This window comes from Microbacterium aurantiacum (assembly GCF_040532595.1).
GTDB lineage: Bacteria > Actinomycetota > Actinomycetes > Actinomycetales > Microbacteriaceae > Microbacterium > Microbacterium chocolatum_B.
The window spans coordinates 2,330,136-2,348,777 of sequence record NZ_JBEVYX010000001.1 but is presented as its reverse complement, the minus strand read 5'-3'; the positions used below and the strand labels follow the sequence as shown (position 1 = coordinate 2,348,777).

At 66.0% G+C, this 18,642-nt stretch carries 16 protein-coding genes; 12 read left to right on the top strand and 4 right to left on the bottom strand.

Features of this window, described 5'->3' with window-relative positions:
• Positions 1-4 precede the first annotated feature (4 nt).
• The 4 genes from ABXJ56_RS10980 to glf are packed head-to-tail and all read right to left on the bottom strand — an operon-like array spanning position 5 to position 4,768.
• On the bottom strand, positions 5-2,062 hold the full coding sequence (locus tag ABXJ56_RS10980; RefSeq protein WP_353999702.1) for an acyltransferase family protein: 2,058 nt from the start codon (positions 2,060-2,062) through the stop codon (positions 5-7).
• Positions 2,059-2,799 (bottom strand): ABC transporter ATP-binding protein, encoded by a 741-nt coding sequence (locus ABXJ56_RS10975; protein WP_353999701.1) that lies wholly within the window; start codon positions 2,797-2,799, stop codon positions 2,059-2,061. The genes ABXJ56_RS10980 and ABXJ56_RS10975 overlap by 4 nt, the downstream gene beginning before the upstream one ends.
• Positions 2,799-3,608: an ABC transporter permease gene (locus tag ABXJ56_RS10970; RefSeq protein ID WP_353999700.1), complete on the bottom strand. Its 810-nt coding sequence runs from the start codon at positions 3,606-3,608 to the stop codon at positions 2,799-2,801. The genes ABXJ56_RS10975 and ABXJ56_RS10970 overlap by 1 nt, the downstream gene beginning before the upstream one ends.
• A 23-nt stretch (positions 3,609-3,631) precedes the next feature.
• Positions 3,632-4,768, bottom strand: coding sequence for a UDP-galactopyranose mutase (gene glf, locus ABXJ56_RS10965; protein ID WP_353999699.1), 1,137 nt, complete (start codon positions 4,766-4,768; stop codon positions 3,632-3,634).
• 132 nt (positions 4,769-4,900) lie between these two features.
• Between glf and ABXJ56_RS10960 the strand changes: the two genes are divergently transcribed.
• Genes ABXJ56_RS10960 through ABXJ56_RS10905 form a run of 12 tightly spaced genes read left to right on the top strand, consistent with a single transcriptional unit; the run spans position 4,901 to position 18,637 of the window.
• A complete protein-coding gene (locus ABXJ56_RS10960; RefSeq protein WP_353999698.1) occupies positions 4,901-6,847 on the top strand; it encodes a DUF6541 family protein in 1,947 nt (648 codons plus the stop codon).
• A 2-nt stretch (positions 6,848-6,849) separates the two neighbouring features.
• The gene (locus tag ABXJ56_RS10955) at positions 6,850-8,055 is read left to right on the top strand and encodes a glycosyltransferase family 4 protein (protein ID WP_353999697.1); all 1,206 of its coding nucleotides are present in this window, start codon (positions 6,850-6,852) and stop codon (positions 8,053-8,055) included.
• Positions 8,052-9,257, top strand: a complete 1,206-nt coding sequence (locus tag ABXJ56_RS10950) for a glycosyltransferase (RefSeq protein WP_353999696.1) — start codon at positions 8,052-8,054, stop codon at positions 9,255-9,257. Before ABXJ56_RS10955 ends, ABXJ56_RS10950 begins: the two co-directional genes overlap by 4 nt.
• Before the next feature lie 2 nt (positions 9,258-9,259).
• Positions 9,260-10,396, top strand: coding sequence for a glycosyltransferase family 4 protein (locus ABXJ56_RS10945; protein WP_353999695.1), 1,137 nt, complete (start codon positions 9,260-9,262; stop codon positions 10,394-10,396).
• Complete coding sequence (locus ABXJ56_RS10940; protein ID WP_353999694.1) at positions 10,393-11,661, top strand: hypothetical protein; 1,269 nt, start codon at positions 10,393-10,395, stop codon at positions 11,659-11,661. The genes ABXJ56_RS10945 and ABXJ56_RS10940 overlap by 4 nt, the downstream gene beginning before the upstream one ends.
• Positions 11,658-12,542 (top strand): glycosyltransferase family 2 protein, encoded by an 885-nt coding sequence (locus tag ABXJ56_RS10935; RefSeq protein ID WP_353999693.1) that lies wholly within the window; start codon positions 11,658-11,660, stop codon positions 12,540-12,542. Before ABXJ56_RS10940 ends, ABXJ56_RS10935 begins: the two co-directional genes overlap by 4 nt.
• Before the next feature lie 15 nt (positions 12,543-12,557).
• Positions 12,558-13,439 carry a glycosyltransferase family 2 protein gene (locus tag ABXJ56_RS10930; RefSeq protein WP_353999692.1) on the top strand — a complete coding sequence of 294 codons (882 nt, stop codon included), beginning with the start codon at positions 12,558-12,560 and terminating at the stop codon, positions 13,437-13,439.
• Positions 13,440-13,453: 14 nt separating this feature from the next.
• The gene (locus tag ABXJ56_RS10925; protein ID WP_353999691.1) at positions 13,454-14,395 is read left to right on the top strand and encodes a UDP-glucuronic acid decarboxylase family protein; all 942 of its coding nucleotides are present in this window, start codon (positions 13,454-13,456) and stop codon (positions 14,393-14,395) included.
• 24 nt (positions 14,396-14,419) lie between these two features.
• Positions 14,420-15,289, top strand: coding sequence for a glucose-1-phosphate thymidylyltransferase RfbA (gene rfbA, locus ABXJ56_RS10920; protein WP_353999690.1), 870 nt, complete (start codon positions 14,420-14,422; stop codon positions 15,287-15,289).
• Positions 15,289-16,287 carry a dTDP-glucose 4,6-dehydratase gene (gene rfbB, locus ABXJ56_RS10915; protein WP_353999689.1) on the top strand — a complete coding sequence of 333 codons (999 nt, stop codon included), beginning with the start codon at positions 15,289-15,291 and terminating at the stop codon, positions 16,285-16,287. The genes rfbA and rfbB overlap by 1 nt, the downstream gene beginning before the upstream one ends.
• 5 nt (positions 16,288-16,292) lie before the next feature.
• Positions 16,293-17,717, top strand: coding sequence for a bifunctional dTDP-4-dehydrorhamnose 3,5-epimerase family protein/NAD(P)-dependent oxidoreductase (locus tag ABXJ56_RS10910; RefSeq protein WP_354000009.1), 1,425 nt, complete (start codon positions 16,293-16,295; stop codon positions 17,715-17,717).
• On the top strand, positions 17,717-18,637 hold the full coding sequence (locus tag ABXJ56_RS10905; protein WP_353999688.1) for a glycosyltransferase family 2 protein: 921 nt from the start codon (positions 17,717-17,719) through the stop codon (positions 18,635-18,637). The genes ABXJ56_RS10910 and ABXJ56_RS10905 overlap by 1 nt, the downstream gene beginning before the upstream one ends.
• Positions 18,638-18,642: the final 5 nt, after the last annotated feature.

Sequence of the window (18,642 nt, the reverse complement as noted above, 5' to 3'; positions counted from 1 at the left end):
ACCATCAGCCGACGACCGCTTCTACTTCGCCTCTGAGATAGGGCGTGAGCGTCTGCACGAACGAGTCGGTGAGATGGCGTCCGTCCCTGACGACGACGACCCCGCCCAGGACCAGCGGACATTCGTATGACGTACACATCAGGTGGGAGAGGTCGATAAGGTGTGCGTCCGCCGAGAGCGTGGTCGCGGTTGCGAGACCGTCATCCCGGAGCGCCTCGTCTCGGGATAGCGAGCACGCGCCCTCGACAGCTGCTGATTCATCTTGAAGACACTCGAGAAGGTCTCTGGGGAAGATGGGATTGTCGCGAATGGCGATGATGGGTACGCCGGCCGGCCGTGCACTCCACGCACCCAGCAGTCCGTCAACGCGATACTGATCGGGCTCGACACCCTGCGGCACTTCGAGCCGGGACACGCTTGAATGTGTCACGATCACGGCATCGAGGTCTTCTTGTCCCGCAATGAATTGGGTCAGCTCCGCGACCCAAGCGGCGCAGTCTTCCGTTTCGCCTGGGGTCGGTTGCCACTGGATGGCCGACGTCCAGTAGCACCGGCCGCGCCCTGCGACGTCGATTCGCCAGCCATTCTGCTGTGCGATGTGCTCGTACGCCCCGATCAGCGAGTTGTTGTGCGAGTCGCCCACTGCGAGGAGACGCTGGGAGTAGCCCTCCGACGGACCGAGTGTGCACACGCGAAGTTCATCCACATCGCGTCCGGCCCAACACTCCGAACGGTTGCCGTCGTCGGCGTCCAGGTCCTCGAGGCGTGGCACGAGCGCAGTCGCAGTGAAGTCGCGGCATTGATGCGACGTGGGGTCCAACGCCGCCGCGCCCGCGCAGGGACCCAGCTCGTCGGCAACACTGCCGTGATCGACAACCCTGAGCTGAGGCACCGTCACGCTGAGCACGACAGCGATGGCAAGTAGCGGAACGAGGAGGAGTCGTGGGCTCAGCCACCGAGCGATCAGATAGGCAACCGGGACTCCGACGAGACGGTTCGTCGCGAGCGCGGCGAGCACGGATGCCGTGAGGACGACCAGTGCCTCGATTGGACCGACGCTGTCGAGACCGGTCATCGCGAGGACCGTGATGAGAAGTGGCCAATGCCACAGGTAGAGGGGGTACGAGATCCTGTCGAGCGCGCGTAGCGGACGGGCGCTGAGCACCGCGCTCAGCGAGTGTCTACCGGTGGATGCGCAGGCGACAATGACGAGCAGAGCTCCGCCGACGGGGAGGAGCGCATACGGACCAGGAAAATGTCGTGCCCCGTCCACGAGCCACGCACTCGTGATCACCAGGGCGAGGCCGACCCATCCCAGCGCGCTCGCCCAGCTTCGACGGATCGACAAGCGCCGGGTGAGCACGCTTGCTGCGAGTGCTCCGACGCCGAGTTCCCAGAACCGGGCGAACGAGTCGAAGTACGCGATGTCCGGCGCCGTGCTGTTCAGCGTCCACGCATATGCGAAGGAGGTCACCGTGGACACAGCGACGACAGACCAGAAGAGGCGTACGGCCGAGCGACCAGACGGCAGGCAGCGAGCAATGACGAAAGCAAGAACGGGGAGAACGATGAAGACCTGAGCTTGGATCGACAGTGACCAGAAGTGCTGCACAGGGCTGGCTAGCGGCCCCGCGGCCCCGTACGCAAGCTGCGACCAGATGAGCTCCCAGTTCTCGAAGTACAGCGCAGCGGCGACAACCTCGCGAAGGTTCTGCTCGCGGGTCCACGGCGGTAGGACGAACACCGAGATCAGAACGACGAACAAGAGGACCACCGCAGCAGGAGGGGCGAGCCGCGCGAACATCCGTCCCCACCGTCTCGTGACCCCGACCGGCGTTTGCGACCGTAAGGCTCCGCCGAGCGACAACGCAAGAAGGAAACCAGAAACCACGAGGAACACGTCGACGCCGCCGGATACGCGGCCGTTCCCGAAGAGATGGAACAGGACGACAAGCGTGAGAGCGATGCCTCTCAGCCCGTCGATCCCCTCGATGCGACGGGTGGAGGAGAGACCGAGGGCGGACGATCGTTCCTTGAACGACGCCCGCGTGAGGGTCGTCATGATGTCCCGTAGTCGGCGTTGTACCGATCGAGCACATCGCCGATCACGGCGTCCATCGCCAACTTCCCCTTGTCGAGGTACAACCCTCGCGTGCAGAAGCGGCGCAGGTCGCGCTCGTTGTGACTGACGAAGAAGAGCGTCCGCCCCTCGGCGAGCAGCTCGTCAATGCGGCGGTAGCACTTCTCGCGGAAGGCCTTGTCTCCGACGGCCAGCACCTCGTCTACGAGAAGAACGGGTTCCTCGAGCTGCGAGACCACCGCGAACGCCAGACGCACCTTCATGCCGTTCGAGAGGTGCTTGTACGGGGTGTCGACGAAGTCGTGCAGCTCGGCGAAGTCGATGATCCCGTCGAATCGACGAGCCACCTCGGCGCGGGGCATCCCGTGGAGTCCTGCGGTCAGCCGGACGTTCTCCCGGACGGTGAGATCGCCGACGAAACCCCCGGTGATCTCGATGAGGGGGGCGACCCCGCCGGACACAGTGACGCTGCCTTCGTCCGGCAGGAGGACCCCGGCGACGAGCTTGAGGAGCGTCGACTTCCCCTGTCCGTTGCGTCCGACGACGCCGATGGCCTCGCCGTGCTCGACGGTGAAGGAGACGTCGCGCAGCGCCCAGAATTCGCCGGGGCGCGTCCGACGCTTCGCCCCCGCGAACAGGTCCTTGAAACTGCGCCGACCTCGGCGATTGCGGCGGAAGCGGACGCCGAGAGTGTCGACGCGAATCGCGAGTCCGTCCATCACAGTTCCTTCAAGACGGGGCGTTCCAGTCGGCGGAACACCAGGATCCCGATGATCAGGAAGCCGATACTGATGGCCGCGCCCACGACGACGCTGAAGGTGTCCCAGACCTCCGGGAAGAACCCCACGCGATAGAGCGTGAAGATCCCCGAGAGCGGGTTGAACGCCGCCAGCTCGGGGAAGACACCGGGGAGGTCGGAGACCGAATAGATGATGGGCGACGCGTAGAACAGGACCCTGAGGATGAGCTTCGTCGTCCGTTCGAGATCGGTGTAGATCACACACAGGGGCGCGACGAGGAGACCGAGCCCCACCAGAAGCGCCGTCTGGAGCAGGACGGCCACAGGGAAGAGCAGCAGCCCCCAGTTGAAGGCGATCGGGGCGGTGCTCGTGAAGACGGCGACCACGATGAACCCGACGAGGACGGGGAGGGAGCAGAGGAACTCGATTCCCTTGCTCAGCACGATGCGATTGACCCAGATCGTGCGCGGGATCGCGGTGGATCGCACGAGGCGCGCGTCTTTGTTGAACGCCCTCGTGAAGTCGGAGACGGCTGCGTTGAACCACACCCACGGCAGGAGCGCCGTGATAAGGAACACGATGTACGGATCGTGTCCGACCGAGCGCTGGAAGACCTGCGTGAAGATGAACCAGTAAATGAGGCTCATCACCAGGGGGTCGAGCACGGACCACAGGTAGCCCAGCGCGCTCGTCGCGTAGCGAACCTTGAGGTCGCGCGCCGACAGCAGCCACAGCGAGTGGAGGTAGCGCCGCGGCGAGCCCGGGGCACCGACGGTCGCGGTGGTCACCCGATGATCCTACGGCTCGCGCGTCAGGCGAGCTGGTTGTTCCACATCGACAGCGCGGCGCCGATCGCCATGTGCATGTCGAGGTACTGGTAGGTACCGAGTCGTCCGCCGAAGTGCACGTCCTTCTCCCCCTGGCTGAGATCGCGATAGGCGAGCAGACCCTGCCGGTCCTCCGGGGTGTTCACGGGGTAATAGGGCTCGTCCTCGCGCTCCGCGAACCGGGAGAACTCGCGCATGATGACCGTCTTATCGGTCGGGTAGCGGTCGGCGCGCTCGGGGTGGAAGTGCTTGAACTCGTGGATGCGCGTATAGGAGATGTCGGCGTCGGCGTAGTTCATCACCGGGGTGCCTTGGAAGTCGCCGACGTCGAGGACCTCCTCTTCGAAGTCCAGCGTGCGCCAAGAGAGGGCACCGGCGGTGTAGTCGAAGTAACGGTCGACCGGACCCGTGTAGACGATCGGCAGCTGTCCGACGGTGTCGCGCTTGTTGAGCGGCTGAGTCGTGTCGAAGAAGTCGGTTTCGAGGGCCACCTCGATGTTCGGATGATCTGCCATCCGCTCGAGCCAGGCGGTGTAGCCGTCGGTGGGCAGCCCCTCCCACGTGTCGTTGAAGTAGCGGTTGTCGTAGGTGTAGCGGACGGGCAGTCGGCTGATGACCTCCGCGGGGAGGTCCTTCGGATCGGTCTGCCACTGCTTGGCGGTGTAGTCGCGGATGAACGCCTCGTAGAGGGGGCGCCCGATCAGAGCGATGCCCTTCTCCTCCAGGTTCGCCGCCGTCTTGGCGTCGAACTCGCCCGCCTGCTCCGACACCAGGGCGCGCGCTTCGTCGGGCGTGTAGGCGGCCCGGAAAAACTGGTTGATCGTGCCGAGGTTGATCGGCATCGGGAAGACGACACCCGCGTGGTTGGTGTAGACCCGGTGCACGTAGGAGGTGAAGGACGTGAAGCGGTTCACGTACTCCCACACGCCGGGGTTGGACGTGTGGAACAGGTGCGCACCGTACCGGTGGACCTCGATGCCCGTGGTGGGCTCGTCCTCGCTGTACGCGTTGCCACCGATGTGATGGCGTCGATCGATGACGGTCACCTTCCGTCCCGCGGCCGCAGCGCGCTCCGCAATGGTGAGTCCGAAGAAGCCGGAGCCGACGACGAGAAGATCCATGTGGCGAGCGCTTTCTGGGGCGGGACGGCGTGCGAAGAGGCGGCGGAAACCGGCCGCACCGGTGCGTAGGGCAAGTCTCCAGGCGACGGTCTACTACGATAACTCACTGTTGTTCAGAGGCCGGGAGTCGAGATGAACGATGCTTGGCTGAGTGCGGTCCCATCGATCCTGATCGGGACGGCGCTCGTTCTCCTCCCCGGGGCCGCCGTCATCGTGGCCGGCTGGGGAGTCCGTTCCCTGGTCGCGTGGTTGTTCGCGCCGGCCATATCGATCGCCATCATCGCAGTGGCTTCTTCCGTCGGGCCGCTCGTAGGACTGGCGTGGTCGCTGTTCCCTGTCGCCATCGTCACCGCCATCGCCGCGCTTGTCGCCTGGGCCGTCTCGCGATGGGTCGCCCGCAACGACGGTGTCGATCGACAGCCCTGGGAGCAGGGTCGGGCTCGCGCCTTCTACGCCGCAGGGGTCGGTGCCGTCGCGGCCGCAGCGGCAATCAGCGTGCAGCTGATGACGGCATTCGGCAGCCCAGAGAACATCTCGCAGACGTTCGACAACATCGTGCATCTCAACGCCATCCGGCTTGCGCTCGATCTCGGCGATGCGTCCGTGGTCGTCATCGGGAGCACCTCCGACATCGCGTTCTACCCCAACGGCTGGCACAGCGTCGTCACGCTCGTCGCTCAGCTGGGCGGCGGCTCGATCCCCCTCGCCGTCAACGCCGCCAACATCGCCATCTTCGCGATCGCATGGCCCGTTTCGGCGCTGGCGCTCGGAGCGACTCTGTTCGCCGCGCGGCCCGCAGCCCTTGCGGTGACCGCTGTGCTCACCACCGGTTTCGCGGCGTTCCCCCTCCTCCTTCTCGATTTCGGGGTGCTCTACCCCAACGCCACCGGCTACGCGGTCCTGCCCGCCGGGCTCGCCGCTGTGTGGATGCTGCTGACGGTGCGTGGACGAGATCGAGTCAGGGCCCTCTTGCTTCTGCTCGTCACGTGCGCGGCCGTCGGGATCTCGCACCCGAATGCCTTTCTCGCTCTGTTCGCGCTGGCATTCGCCGTGGTGGTCACAGAGTCGGCCCTCGCGGCCTGGGCCGCGAAAACCCGACGAGCGCGGCTTGCTCCGCTCCTCGTCATCGTCGTCATGACGGTCGGGCTCGTCGGCCTATGGCGCTTCGGACGCACGAATGCGGGCATGTCGGTCTGGGGCGCGTGGCAGAGCACTGCTCAAGCCTTCGGCGAAGCCGCTCTCATTTCACCTCGCGGCTATCCGATCACGATCGCGACGTCCGTCCTGCTGCTGGTAGGAATGATCGCCATCGTGCGGCACCCGTCCCGCTGGCTGCGGGTGGGTCTGCCCTTTGCGGCGGCGGCGTTCCTCTTCATCGTCGTGAGCGGGATCCCCACCGGCACCACCCTTCGCGACCTGATCACCAACCCCTGGTACAACGACTCCTACCGTCTCGCGGCCATCCTCCCCCTCCCAGGGATCCCGGTCGCTGTCGTCGGGGTCCTCGTCGTGCTGGATGCGGTGTCTCGGATCTTCCACCGTCGATCGTGGCCCGAGCCGCTGCGACTGCTCCTCGTCAGCGGACTCACCGTGCTTCTCCTCGTTCTCGCGGCGACGGGCCCGAACGTCGTGGCGATGGTCGAGCGCGCTCACGACTCATACCGACTCAGCGACTCGTCACCCCTCCTCACCCGGGACGAACAAGCGCTCATCGCACGACTCGACGAAACAGTTCCCGATGATGCGGTGCTCATCGTCAACCCGTGGACGGGCGGCTCACTCGCCTATGCCCTCGGCGGGAAAGAGGTCGTCGCTCGCCACGTCTTCTCCGCGCGGAGCGCCGACGAAGAGTTCATCGACGCCAACCTGGAGAACATCGGGTCCGACCCCGAGGTATGCACCGTGATCGACCGGCTCGACGCGGAGTACGTGCTGGACTTCGGTAGCCAGAACGTCTGGAACAACAAAGCCGCGGGCGGTGAGCGAGCAGGCCTCAACGACCTGGATCCCTCGGAAAAACTCGTCCTGATTGACTCGGAAGGCGACGACGCCCGCCTGTTCCAGATCGTGGGGTGCTGACCGTGGCCCGGCGCACCGCGATCGCCTACGACTGCCTGTATCCGTTCACCACAGGCGGCGGCGAACGGCAGTATCGTGCCTTCGCCCGAGAGATCGCGACTCGCGGGGACGATGTCGACTACCTCACCGCCCTGCAGTGGGAGGGAGAGCCTCCAACTGACGAGCCGTTCCGCGTTCGGGCGGTGAGCCCGCGCCTCGACCTCTACGACTCCCGCGGCGTCCGACGCTCTGCCGCGGCGCTATCGTTCGCGTGGCACCTCTTCCGGGCGCTGAGGCGCTCTCGGCATGACTACGACGCGGTCGTCGTCAGCGCACTCCCCGTCCTCAACGTCTTCGCTGCGCGCGCGGCGCTGTGGGGGAGCCGCACGCTCGTCATCGCGGATTACCTCGAAGTCTGGCGGCGACGTCAGTGGCTTGAGTACGCCGGTCGCGTGACAGGGACAGTGGCGTGGGCTCTGCAACGGGCCGCGATCGCGCTCACGCCGGTGGCCACATGCCACTCGGACCTGAGCGCTCGGCGGCTCCGCGCCGAGGGGCTGCGCGGTGATCTGCTCGTCAGCCCGGGACTCATCGAGGCGGAGATCACGGCGGCATCCGACTGTGCACCCCCCAGCCGCCCTCCGTTCGCGCTCTATGCGGGGCGCCATATCGCCGACAAGCAGGTGGAAACGATCCCCGCCGCTGTCGCGGAAGCGCGAGCCATAGTGCCCGACCTTCGGCTCGTCATCCTCGGAACCGGATCCTCGACGCCGGAGGTCGAGCGGGCGATAGATGCCGTCGACGGACGCAGCTGGAGCGAGCTGCGCGGGTTCGTCACCCAAGCCGACCTCGAGACTCTGATGGCGCGGGCAGCGGTGCTCGTGAACCCGTCCCGTCGGGAGGGGTACGGACTCGTGGTCGTCGAGGCTGCTGCTCACGGAACGCCCGTCGTCCTCGTATCCGGCGAGGGAAACGCCTCCACCGAACTGATCGACGAGGGTCGAAACGGCTTCGTCGCCCCCTCGGCGAGCGCAGAGGATCTCGGGACCGCGATCGCACGCGCCGTCTCCGGTGGCGAGCTCCTCAGGGAAACAACGAGACACTGGTACGGCGAAGCGGTGAAGAACCGCACGATCGCGCGCACCATCGACGCGATCCTCGAGTGCGTCGACGCGAAAAGCGCGTCCCGCTCGCCTCGCCGTCGCAGACAGAGAGCAGAGAACACGTGAACCGCCCCGCCGAAACCAACGACGTCGAACTGACGATCCTGATGCCGTGCCTGAACGAGGCCGAAACGCTCGAGGTGTGCATCCGGAAGGCCCGCGGGTTCCTCGAACGCTCGGGCATCAACGGTGAGGTGCTGATCTCCGACAACGGCAGCACGGACGGATCGCAAGCGCTCGCCGAGAGCCTCGGTGCCCGCGTGACCCATGCACCGCGACGCGGCTACGGCGCCGCCCTCATCAACGGCATCGAGACGGCCCGCGGGCGGTACATCATCATGGGCGACGCCGACGACAGCTACGACTTCGAGAACCTGCAGCCATTCGTCGACCGCCTCCGCGAGGGAGCAGACCTCGTGATGGGCAATCGGTTCGCGGGCGGCATCGCCCCGGGAGCCATGCCGCCACTCCACAAGTACCTGGGCAACCCGGTCCTCTCCGGAATCGGCCAGCTCTTCTTCCGCCCGAATGTCGGCGACTTCCACTGCGGGCTCCGTGGCTTCAACCGCGACCGCATCGCGGCGCTCGGCCTGCAGACGACCGGCATGGAATTCGCCTCCGAGATGGTCGTGAAGGCGACGCTGGCACGGCCGAACTACCGCATCGAGGAGGTGCCGACGACGCTGAAGAAGGACGGTCGCTCCCGCCCGCCCCACCTGCGGAGCTGGCATGACGGATGGCGCCACCTGCGGTTCCTGCTGATCTTCGCACCGCGCTGGCTCTTCGTATACCCGGGTCTGGTCGCGTTCCTCCTCGGAGCCCTCGCGGTCGGCATCCTCGCATTCGGTGGCATCCAGATCGGTGGCGTCGGATTCGACGTCACGACGATGGTCTACGCCAGCGCGCTGTGCGTGATCGGCTACCAGTCCCTCATGTTCTTCTGGCTGACCAAGCTCTTCGCGACCGCGGAACAATTCCTCCCCGCCAGCGATCGGTACCGCTCGATCGTCGCGAAGTGGAGCGCAGAGCGAGGGCTCCTCGTCGGACTCGCTCTGTTCGTCCTCGGCATCGTCATCGGGATCGTGCAGGTCATCCGATGGAGCGGAGTCGACTTCGGCCCGCTCGACGCCACGGAAGTCGTCCGCGTCGCGATTCCCAGCGCACTGGGAATCATGCTCGGCTTCCAGACGATCCTCATGAGCTTCTTCTCCGGTGTGCTCACAACGCCGCGCCGGACGATCCCCGCCGACGCCGTCATCGAAAGCTGACGGTGGAGCGGCGCCTTCTCGTCGACCTTCTCGGATACACCGGATCGCGGGGAGGCACAGAGACCTACTCCCGTGAGCTGCTCCCCCGGGTGGCCGCACTGCTCCCCGAGGTCCGCTTCAGTGCTCTGACTGGGCGTGCCGGGACGAAGCTGGTGTCGGACTTCTTCCCCGGGCGAGTGCACACCGTTCCATGGGTCGGCTCCGACCCCGCGTCATGGGCGCTGGGCGCCGTCGTCGGAACAGAGGTCTTCGCGCGCCGCAACGGCGCCGACCTGGTCTGGGCACCGGCGAACTTCGGGCCCGTCCTGAGCGGAACTCCGCGCGTCGTCACTCTCCATGACGCCATCTACGACGAAGTGCCGGGAAGTGCAACCGCACGCGTACAGCGCGCCGCGACGTCGTTGCTGATGGCGCGATCCGCTCGGACCGCCGACGCCGTGATCACCGTCTCCTCCGCAGCGGCCGAAAGCATCGGTCGGATCTTCGCCCTCCCGGCGGAGCGGATTCACGTCATCCACAACGGGAGCAGCGAGCCCGTGCACGTCGACGATCCCGGACGCGCAACCGCCGCCCTTGGCATTCCCGCGGATCGCGCAATGATTTTGAGTACCGGCAACCGGATGGCCCACAAGAACTTCGCCGGTCTGCTCGCTGCGCTGGTGCAGATCCCGCGTGAGCGGAGACCGCTCGCCGTCATCGCCGGTAGTCGCATCCCTGATCCGCTGAGCTCCGAAGTCGCACGCCTCGGCCTGCAGAACGACGTGATCCTGCCCGGCTGGGTCAGCGTCGAGCAACTGGAAGCCCTCTATCAGCGCGCAGACCTCTACGTGTGTCCTTCTCTCGCAGAGGGGTTCGGCCTCCCCGTGGTCGATGCCCTGCGGCGAGGAGCTCCGGTTCTGGCCAACGACATTCCCGTCCTGCGGGAGGTCGGCGGCACGACGACGCGCTACGTCGATGCGACCGACCCGGTGCCGTTCGCCCAAGCCATCGCCTCCGCGGTCCGCGAAGGCCGCACCGCGGACGAGGTCGCGCAGGGGCGCGCCTGGGCTGAGACCTTCACCTGGGACAGAACGGCCGAGCGGACCGCAGGAGTCCTGCGGAGTCTCTTAGCCGCGAACACCGCCTCAGAGCAGCGATGAACGACCTCAGCCTCCGGCGTCGACTCGTGGGGTTCATGCTCCTCCCGGCGCTCGCCGCGGTCTCGCCCCTCGTGGTCCTTCCCCTCGTCGCGCGCACCGCGGGGCCCGGCGGGTGGGCGAGCGCGATCGCCGGAGAGTCCGTCGGCACCTTTGCAGCCATCGTCATCGGGTACGGCTGGGCTGCGATCGGCCCGGCACTCATCTCCATTGCGGCCGACGACGACCGTCGCGCACGCCTCTACCGCGAGTCGATCATCGTCCGCGCCGCGGTCGCCCTAGTCACACTGCCGGTGCTCGCCATCATCTGCTGGCTCATCTCTTCTCCGGGGGCCGAATGGCTCACCATCCTCATGGGCGTTCAGGGCGCGCTCATCGCTCTGTCGTTCACCTGGTACTGCGCAGGGGTGGGTGATCCGCGGACCATCATCATCTTCGACGCCGTGCCGCGACTCGTCGCCACCGTACTCGCGGCCTTCGCCATCGCAGCGACCGGCGTCGTCGAGGTGTACCCGCTGAGCGGGATCCTCGTCACGATCGTCGGCACCAGCGCCTTCACCTACCGGTTGCTGCGACGCCACCCGGGGTCGTGGCCGCGCGCGCGCGAGCTCCCGGGCCTCTTCCGGACCGGCTTTCCTGTGGCCCTGAACGATGCGGCGCTCAGCGCGTACTCCAGCGTTCCCGCCCCCCTCGTCAACGTGACGGCGCCCCCACTCGAGGCCGCAGGATTCGCGTCGGCCGACAAGATGTTCAAGTTGGGAAGCGTCCTTCCCTTCACGCTCGCGAGCGCCCTGCAGAGTTGGGTGGGAGAAGTCACCGGCCCACCGCGGGCTCGTCGCATGCGCCTCGCCATGACCGCTCACGCCGCGTTCGGCATCGTCGGCGGCATCGTCCTCGCCAGCCTCGGCTACAGCGTGAGCCTTCTGCTCTTCGGGGCCGATGCCGTCGCCGGAGTCGATCTTGTGATCGCGATGGGAGTCGTCTTCGCCCTCCTGTCGCTGCGAACCTCGATGACACGGCACGTTCTCTTCCCCGCCGGCAAAGCGAAGACGGTCATGCGCGCCACGCTCGCCGCGACCGCGGTGGGCATTCCCGTGATGATCATCGCGGCGAACGTGATCGGTCCCCTCGGCGCCGCCGTCGGTTACGCCTTCACGGAAGCGGCCGCTACCCTGCTCCTCTGGCGCCCTTGCGCCGCAGCGGTGCGTGCCATCGAACTCACCGAACCGATCCCTCCCCTAGATGACGACCCGAAGGCCCTGTCATGAGCGCGTCCCTCCCCACCCCCGCCCCCGCTTCCGTGGGGGCCGTCGTGCTGACGTGGCGCGATCGCAAGCTGACGGCCGCATGCGTCGCGCGCCTCGTAGATCACCCGCGGATCGCTCGAGTCATCGTGGTCGACAATGAAGCAGATGGCTCGATCGCATCAGCGCTGGTGGACGACCCGAGGCTCGACATCATCGAGCTGACATCGAACACCGGCTTCGCCGTGGGGGTGAACTCCGGGCTGCGAGCGCTCTTGGATGATCCATCGATCGAAGAGTTCCTGGTGATCAACAATGACGCCACGTTGACGCATCAGGACATCGATCGCCTCGTGTCAGCTCTCGAGAACGACCCTGGTCTCGGCGTTGTAGGCCCTCGGATCGAAACACCGACCGGAACGAAGTTCTCCGCCGGCGGCGTCGTCAACAGGCTCACATGGAGCATTCGTCAACCGCGACGCGACGAGCAGCCAGACTTCCTCACGTGGGCCTGCGTGCTCGCAAGACGCGCCGCATTCGAGCAGATAGGGCTTCTCGACGAGCGATTCTTCATGTACTGGGAAGATGTCGAATTCGGCTTCCGGCTGAGCGAGGCAGGTGTGCGATTCGCCGAGGTGCCCGACGCGGTACTGATTCACGCCGTGTCTTCTTCGCACTCGCGGGCGGGCTCCCGGATCCTCGCCTACTCCAGTCAGGCGTTCCGACATTTCCTGCGCCTGCACGGTGGCGCGGGCACAGCGACAGGACTCGCTCGGCTCGGCGCGAAGGTCGCCCTCTGCGCCGTAAAGGGCGACCTGACCGGCGCACGTTACGTGGTGGCGGGCTGGAAGCTGGGGCGAAACGCCCCTGACCCCGCGTACCTGGCCTTCGAGAAACTCCCCTGACGCGAGAGGCGAATCATGAAAATCGGACTATCGGTGACGACGCTCGGGCGGATCGACGCGCTCCGGGCACTCCTGTCTTCGCTCGAGAGTCAGCTACGCGATGGCGACCAGGTCGTTCTCGTCGCGCAGGGGAAAGAAGGGGAGGTCGCGGAGCTGGCTGCCGAGTTCGCGGAGCGTGATGTTCCGGTCGTCGCGACGACATCCGCCCGTGGCGCCTCGCTCGGCCGCAACACCGGAGTCGCGGCGCTCCCCCCCGGCGAGTTCGTTCTCGTGTTCCCCAACGACAACACCGTGTTCCCCGCCGGGACTCTGGATGCACTCCACGATGCAACCGACGATCCGGCCTTCATCGCGGGGGGATTCACCTCGTGGGACGAACGCGGGCCGAAGACGACTCTTCCGCCTGCCGGCACCCCTCTCGATCGGTACAACGTCTGGTCGATCATCGAGATGGGCATCCTTCTTCGCCGATCAGTCTTCGACGCTGTCGGGGGCTTCGACGAGTCCATCGGACCCGGCTCCGCAAGTCCGTGGCAGGTTGCGGAGGGCACCGATCTGCTCCTTCGCGTCATGCGCGCTTGCCCCGAGGTCGTCGATCGCTTCTCCTGGCTGCCTCACGGCGTGCACGTCGATGGAATCTCGACCGGTTTCGGGTTGACCGATGCCGATCGCCGGAGGAAGCTCCGGGCGTACGGCCGCGGGACCGGCCGCGCGTTCGCGGTCCACGCCTACCCGCTCTGGTGGCGCGCCGCGTTCGTCGCCGCTGGGCTGCTCTATGGCGTCCGCAATCCAACACCCATCCGCGCAACGGACGGATGGCCGATGTTCCTCGGGCGTCTCGAAGGCACCATCGGACGGACGCTCGGCCAGAAGCGAATGGTGTCGACAACCCGCTGAGCTAGGCTACGGAGGTGTCGAAGAGAGTGCTGATCACCGGCGGCGCCGGCTTCATCGGATCCCACCTGTCGGAGAGGCTCTTGGACGAGGGCCACGAAGTCATCTGCGTCGATAACTTCTTCACCGGCAGTCGCAAGAACGTCGAGCACCTCTTCGGAAACCCGCGCTTCGAGATCCTCCGTCACGACGTGACGTTCCCGCTCTACGTCGAGGTCGACGAGATCTACAACCTCGCGTGCCCCGCCTCCCCCGTGCACTATCAGCACGATCCGGTGCAGACGACGAAGACGAGCGTCGTGGGCGCGATCAACATGCTCGGGCTCGCGAAGCGACTGCGCGTGCCGATTCTGCAGGCCTCGACGTCGGAAGTGTATGGCGATCCCGCAGTGCACCCGCAGCGCGAGGAGTACTGGGGGAATGTGAATCCGATCGGTCCTCGCTCCTGCTACGACGAAGGGAAACGGGCGGCAGAGACTCTGTTCTTCGATTACCGCCGGCAGCATGATCTCGACATCAAGGTGATCCGGATCTTCAACACCTACGGGCCAAGGATGCACCCGAATGACGGTCGGGTGGTGTCCAACTTCATCGTGCAGGCGCTTCGTGGCGAACCGATCACGATCTACGGCGACGGGTCGCAGACTCGATCGTTCTGCTATGTGGACGATCTCGTGGACGGCATGGTCCGACTGATGAATACCGGGCACGACGTCACCGGACCCATCAACGTCGGAAATCCAGGCGAGTTCACGATGCTCGAACTGGCTCACGCCGTGCTGCGTATGACCGCGAGCCAATCCGAGATCGAACATCGCCCGCTTCCGCAGGACGATCCCAAACAACGGCAACCCGACATCACCCTCGCACGACGGGAGCTGGGGTGGGAGCCGACGATCGCGCTCGACGCGGGGCTCGAGAAGACCGTGGACTACTTCCGGGCGGTTCTTTCCGCCTAGGCACTCGATGGCAGGATGGGTGTCGTGAAGGGCATCATTTTGGCCGGCGGGTCTGGGACGCGTTTGCATCCGATTACTTTGGGTGTGTCGAAGCAGTTGATTCCGGTGTTCGACAAGCCGATGGTGTACTACCCGTTGTCGACGCTGATGTTGGCGGGTGTGCGGGAGATCCTGGTGGTCACGACTCCGCATGATGCGCCGTTCTTTCAGCGTCTTCTGGGGGATGGGTCGCAGTTCGGGATCGAGTTGTCGTTCGCGGTGCAGGAGTCTCCGGACGGGTTGGCGCAGGCGTTCACGATCGGTGCGGACTTCATCGGGGATGACAAGGTCGCCTTGGTCCTCGGCGACAACCTCCTCTACGGTCCCGGTCTCGGGTCGCAACTCAAGCGGTACGCGGATGTGGACGGTGGGGCGGTGTTCGCGTACTGGGTTGCGGAGCCCTCGGCGTACGGGGTGGTGGAGTTCGACGCGGCGGGGCGTGCGGTGTCGTTGGAGGAGAAACCCGCGCACCCGAAGAGCAACTATGCGGTGCCGGGCCTGTATTTCTACGACAACGACGTGGTGGATATCGCCCGGAATTTGCAGCCGTCGGCGCGGGGCGAGTATGAGATCACGGATGTGAACGCGGAGTATCTGCGGCGCGGGAAGCTGCAGGTGGAGGTCCTCCCCCGCGGCACCGCCTGGTTGGACACCGGCACGTTCGATCAGATGACCGACGCCGCGGAGTATGTCCGCACGATCCAGCGTCGCACCGGGTTGTCGATCGGGGTGCCCGAGGAAGTCGCATGGCGGCAGGGGTTCCTCACCGATACGCAGTTGCGGGAGCGGGCGGAGAAGCTGGTGAAGTCCGGGTACGGCACGTACCTGTTGGAGACCCTGGAGAGAGGCCACTGATGGCGACACTGCTTGTGACCGGCGGGGCCGGGTTCATCGGATCGAACTTCGTCCACCACGTCATCGACCACACCGACCACGAGGTGGTCGTGCTCGACAAACTCACCTACGCCGGGAACCGTGCGTCCCTCGACGGGTTGCCGGAGGGCCGGTTCCGGTTCGTCCAGGGCGACATCGCGGATGCGGCACTGGTGGATGAGCTGGTGGGTGGGGTGGATGCGGTGGTGCATTACGCCGCGGAATCCCACAACGACAACAGCCTGCATGACCCGCGTCCGTTCCTGGACACCAACATCATCGGCACCTACACGCTGCTGGAAGCCGTCCGCCGCCACGAGAAGCGGTTCCACCACATCTCCACCGACGAGGTCTACGGCGACCTGGAACTGGATGACCCGGCCCGGTTCACCGAAACCACCCCCTACAACCCGTCCTCCCCGTACTCCTCCACCAAAGCCGGATCCGACCTGCTCGTCCGCGCCTGGGTGCGCTCGTTCGGGGTGCAGGCCACCATCAGCAACTGCTCGAACAACTACGGGCCGTACCAGCACGTGGAGAAGTTCATCCCCCGCCAGATCACCAACGTCCTCCGCGGGATCCGCCCCAAGCTCTACGGGGCCGGGGAGAACGTCCGCGACTGGATCCACGCCGACGACCACTCCTCCGCCGTCCTCACCATCCTCGACAAAGGCGTTATCGGGGACACCTACCTGATCGGCGCCGACGGGGAGAAGAACAACAAGGACGTCGTGGAACTCATCCTCACCCTCATGGGCCAGCCCGCCGACGCCTACGACCACGTCACCGACCGGGCAGGACACGACCTGCGCTACGCGATCGACTCCACCAAACTCCGCACCACCCTCGGCTGGACACCGCAATACTCCGACTTCGACGCGGGCCTTGCCGCGACCATCGACTGGTACCGCACCAACGAAGCGTGGTGGGCACCCACCAAAGACGGCGTCGAAGCCTTCTACGCCAGCAAAGGCCAGTGACCGGCATGACGCAGTTCGGCAAAGCCCTCTCCGTCACCCCCACCCCGATCCCGGGGCTGGTGGTGCTGGATCTTCCGGTGCACGGGGATTCCCGGGGGTGGTTCAAGGAGAACTGGCAGCGGGAGAAGATGACCGCGACCGGGGTGGAGCTACCCGATTTCGGGCCGGTGCAGAACAACATCTCCTTCAACGACGCCGTCGGCACCACCCGCGGGATCCACGCCGAACCGTGGGACAAGTACGTCTCCGTCGCCACCGGGAGAATCTTCGGCGCCTGGGTCGACCTCCGCGAAGGGCCAACGTTCGGGGCCGTGTTCACCACGGAACTGGACCCGTCCAAAGCGATCTTCGTGCCCCGCGGGGTCGGGAACTCCTACCAGACCCTCGAACCGGACACCGCGTACACCTACCTCGTCAACGACCACTGGTCGCCCACCGCGACCTACACGTTCCTGAACCTCGCCGACGAGACCGCCGCCATCGACTGGCCGATCCCGCTGGACCAGGTGGAGATCAGCGAGAAGGACAAGAACCACCCGCGCCTGTCAGAGGTGGTGCCGATGGCGGGGAAGAAGATCCTCGTCACCGGCGCGAACGGGCAACTCGGACGCGCCCTCCGCGACCTGCTCGGCGACACCCCGCAGGTCGAGTACACCACTCGCGACACCCTCGACCTCACCTCCCCCACCCTCGCCACCGACCGGCGGTGGCGGGACTACAACACCATCATCAACGCTGCCGCCTACACCGCCGTCGACACCGCCGAAACACCCACCGGCCGCACAGCCGCATGGGCCAGCAACGTCACCGCCACCGCCGCGCTCGCACGCATCGCCACCGACAACGGCCTCACCCTCGTCCACGTCTCCAGCGACTACGTCTACGACGGCACACGCGACGGCGAATACACCGAAACCGACCCGATCAGTCCCCTCGGCGTCTACGGACAAACCAAAGCCGCCGCCGACACGATCGTGACCACCGTCCCCCGCCACTACATCATCCGCACCAGCTGGGTCATCGGCGACGGCAACAACTTCGTCCGCACCATGGCCTCCCTCGCCGAACGCGGCATCAACCCCACCGTCGTCGACGACCAAACCGGACGCCTCACCTTCACCACCGACATCGCCCAAGGCATCCACCACCTCCTAACGGCAGCGGCCCCCTACGGTGTCTACAACCTCACCGGCACCGGCCAACCCACCACCTGGTACGACATCGCCCGACACGTCTACCAACTCATCGGACACGACCCCGACCGCATCACCCCCGTCACCACCCACGACTACTACGCCAACGCCACCGCACCCATCGCACCCCGCCCTCGCAACAGCCTCCTCAACACCCACAAGCTCACCGCATCCGGGTTCGTGCCCGCGGACGCGGGTAAGAGACTCGAGGCCTATCTGGCAGCGGAGCGCTCGTGATGAATACCGAGCCCCAGCCAACGGTCGTCGCGATCGTCGTACGCACGAAGGATCGACCGGATCTGTTGCGGCGCGCACTGGCGAGCATCACCGGGCAGCGCTTCGCCGATTGGGAGTGCGTGATCGTCAATGACGGCGGCGATGCCTCTGCTGTGGACGCTGTGGTGGAGAGCCTGCCCGCCCAGTACCGCGCCCGGGTGCGCGCCATCCATCATCAGGATTCACGAGGCCGGTGGGTCAGCGCGAATGCCGGGGTACTGGCAACCTCCGCCCCGCTCCTCGTGCTGCATGACGACGATGACTCGTGGCATCCCGAGTTTCTGAGCCGGGCTGTCGCGTATCTGGAGGCCGCACCGGAGCGCGGCGGCGTGGTGTCGCGCATCGAGATTCTGTGGGAGACACGCGAGGACGACGGATTCCGTGTGACACGACGCGAGATGTTCCAGCCCCAGCTGAGCGCCCCGACCCTGTCGGACACGCTTCTGTACAACCGGTTCGTTCCGATCGCGTTCGTCTACCGTCGACAATTGCACGAGGAGCTCGGACTCTACGACGACGCGCTTCCCGTCGTCGGAGACTGGGCGTTCAACCTCAAAGTCCTCGCCCGTGGATCCCTGGACTACCTCGGAGACGAGCCGTACGCGTACTGGCACCAGCGCGAGGGCGTGGAAGGCAGCCACGGCAACAGCGTCATCGGCTCTCGCGGCGACCACGCGAAGTACGACGCCCTCATCAGGGACGAGGCTCTCCGTCAGTACGTGGACGCGAACGGCATGGGCCTGTTGCTCTATCTGACCAAGTTCATCGACCAGCGGTTCGTTGACATCGAAACCGGGATTCGCGACGAGATAGCCCGTGCGAGCGAGAACAATCTGAGCTTCGCTCGCCGCCTCGAGCGCCGCATCCGTCGTCGGCGTTAGTCCGC

What these genes read in the sequence shown, in the direction of transcription:
- glf (WP_353999699.1), bottom strand. Translation starts at nt 4,768, where the DNA reads ATGGATCTTCTCGTCGTCGGCTCCGGCTTCTTCGGACTCACCATTGCG.
- ABXJ56_RS10935 (WP_353999693.1), top strand. Translation starts at nt 11,658, where the DNA reads ATGAGCGCGTCCCTCCCCACCCCCGCCCCCGCTTCCGTGGGGGCCGTC.
- ABXJ56_RS10910 (WP_354000009.1), top strand. Translation starts at nt 16,293, where the DNA reads ATGACGCAGTTCGGCAAAGCCCTCTCCGTCACCCCCACCCCGATCCCG.
- ABXJ56_RS10940 (WP_353999694.1), top strand. Translation starts at nt 10,393, where the DNA reads ATGAACGACCTCAGCCTCCGGCGTCGACTCGTGGGGTTCATGCTCCTC.
- ABXJ56_RS10930 (WP_353999692.1), top strand. Translation starts at nt 12,558, where the DNA reads ATGAAAATCGGACTATCGGTGACGACGCTCGGGCGGATCGACGCGCTC.
- ABXJ56_RS10905 (WP_353999688.1), top strand. Translation starts at nt 17,717, where the DNA reads ATGAATACCGAGCCCCAGCCAACGGTCGTCGCGATCGTCGTACGCACG.
- ABXJ56_RS10975 (WP_353999701.1), bottom strand. Translation starts at nt 2,799, where the DNA reads ATGGACGGACTCGCGATTCGCGTCGACACTCTCGGCGTCCGCTTCCGC.
- ABXJ56_RS10960 (WP_353999698.1), top strand. Translation starts at nt 4,901, where the DNA reads ATGAACGATGCTTGGCTGAGTGCGGTCCCATCGATCCTGATCGGGACG.
- ABXJ56_RS10980 (WP_353999702.1), bottom strand. Translation starts at nt 2,062, where the DNA reads ATGACGACCCTCACGCGGGCGTCGTTCAAGGAACGATCGTCCGCCCTC.
- rfbB (WP_353999689.1), top strand. Translation starts at nt 15,289, where the DNA reads ATGGCGACACTGCTTGTGACCGGCGGGGCCGGGTTCATCGGATCGAAC.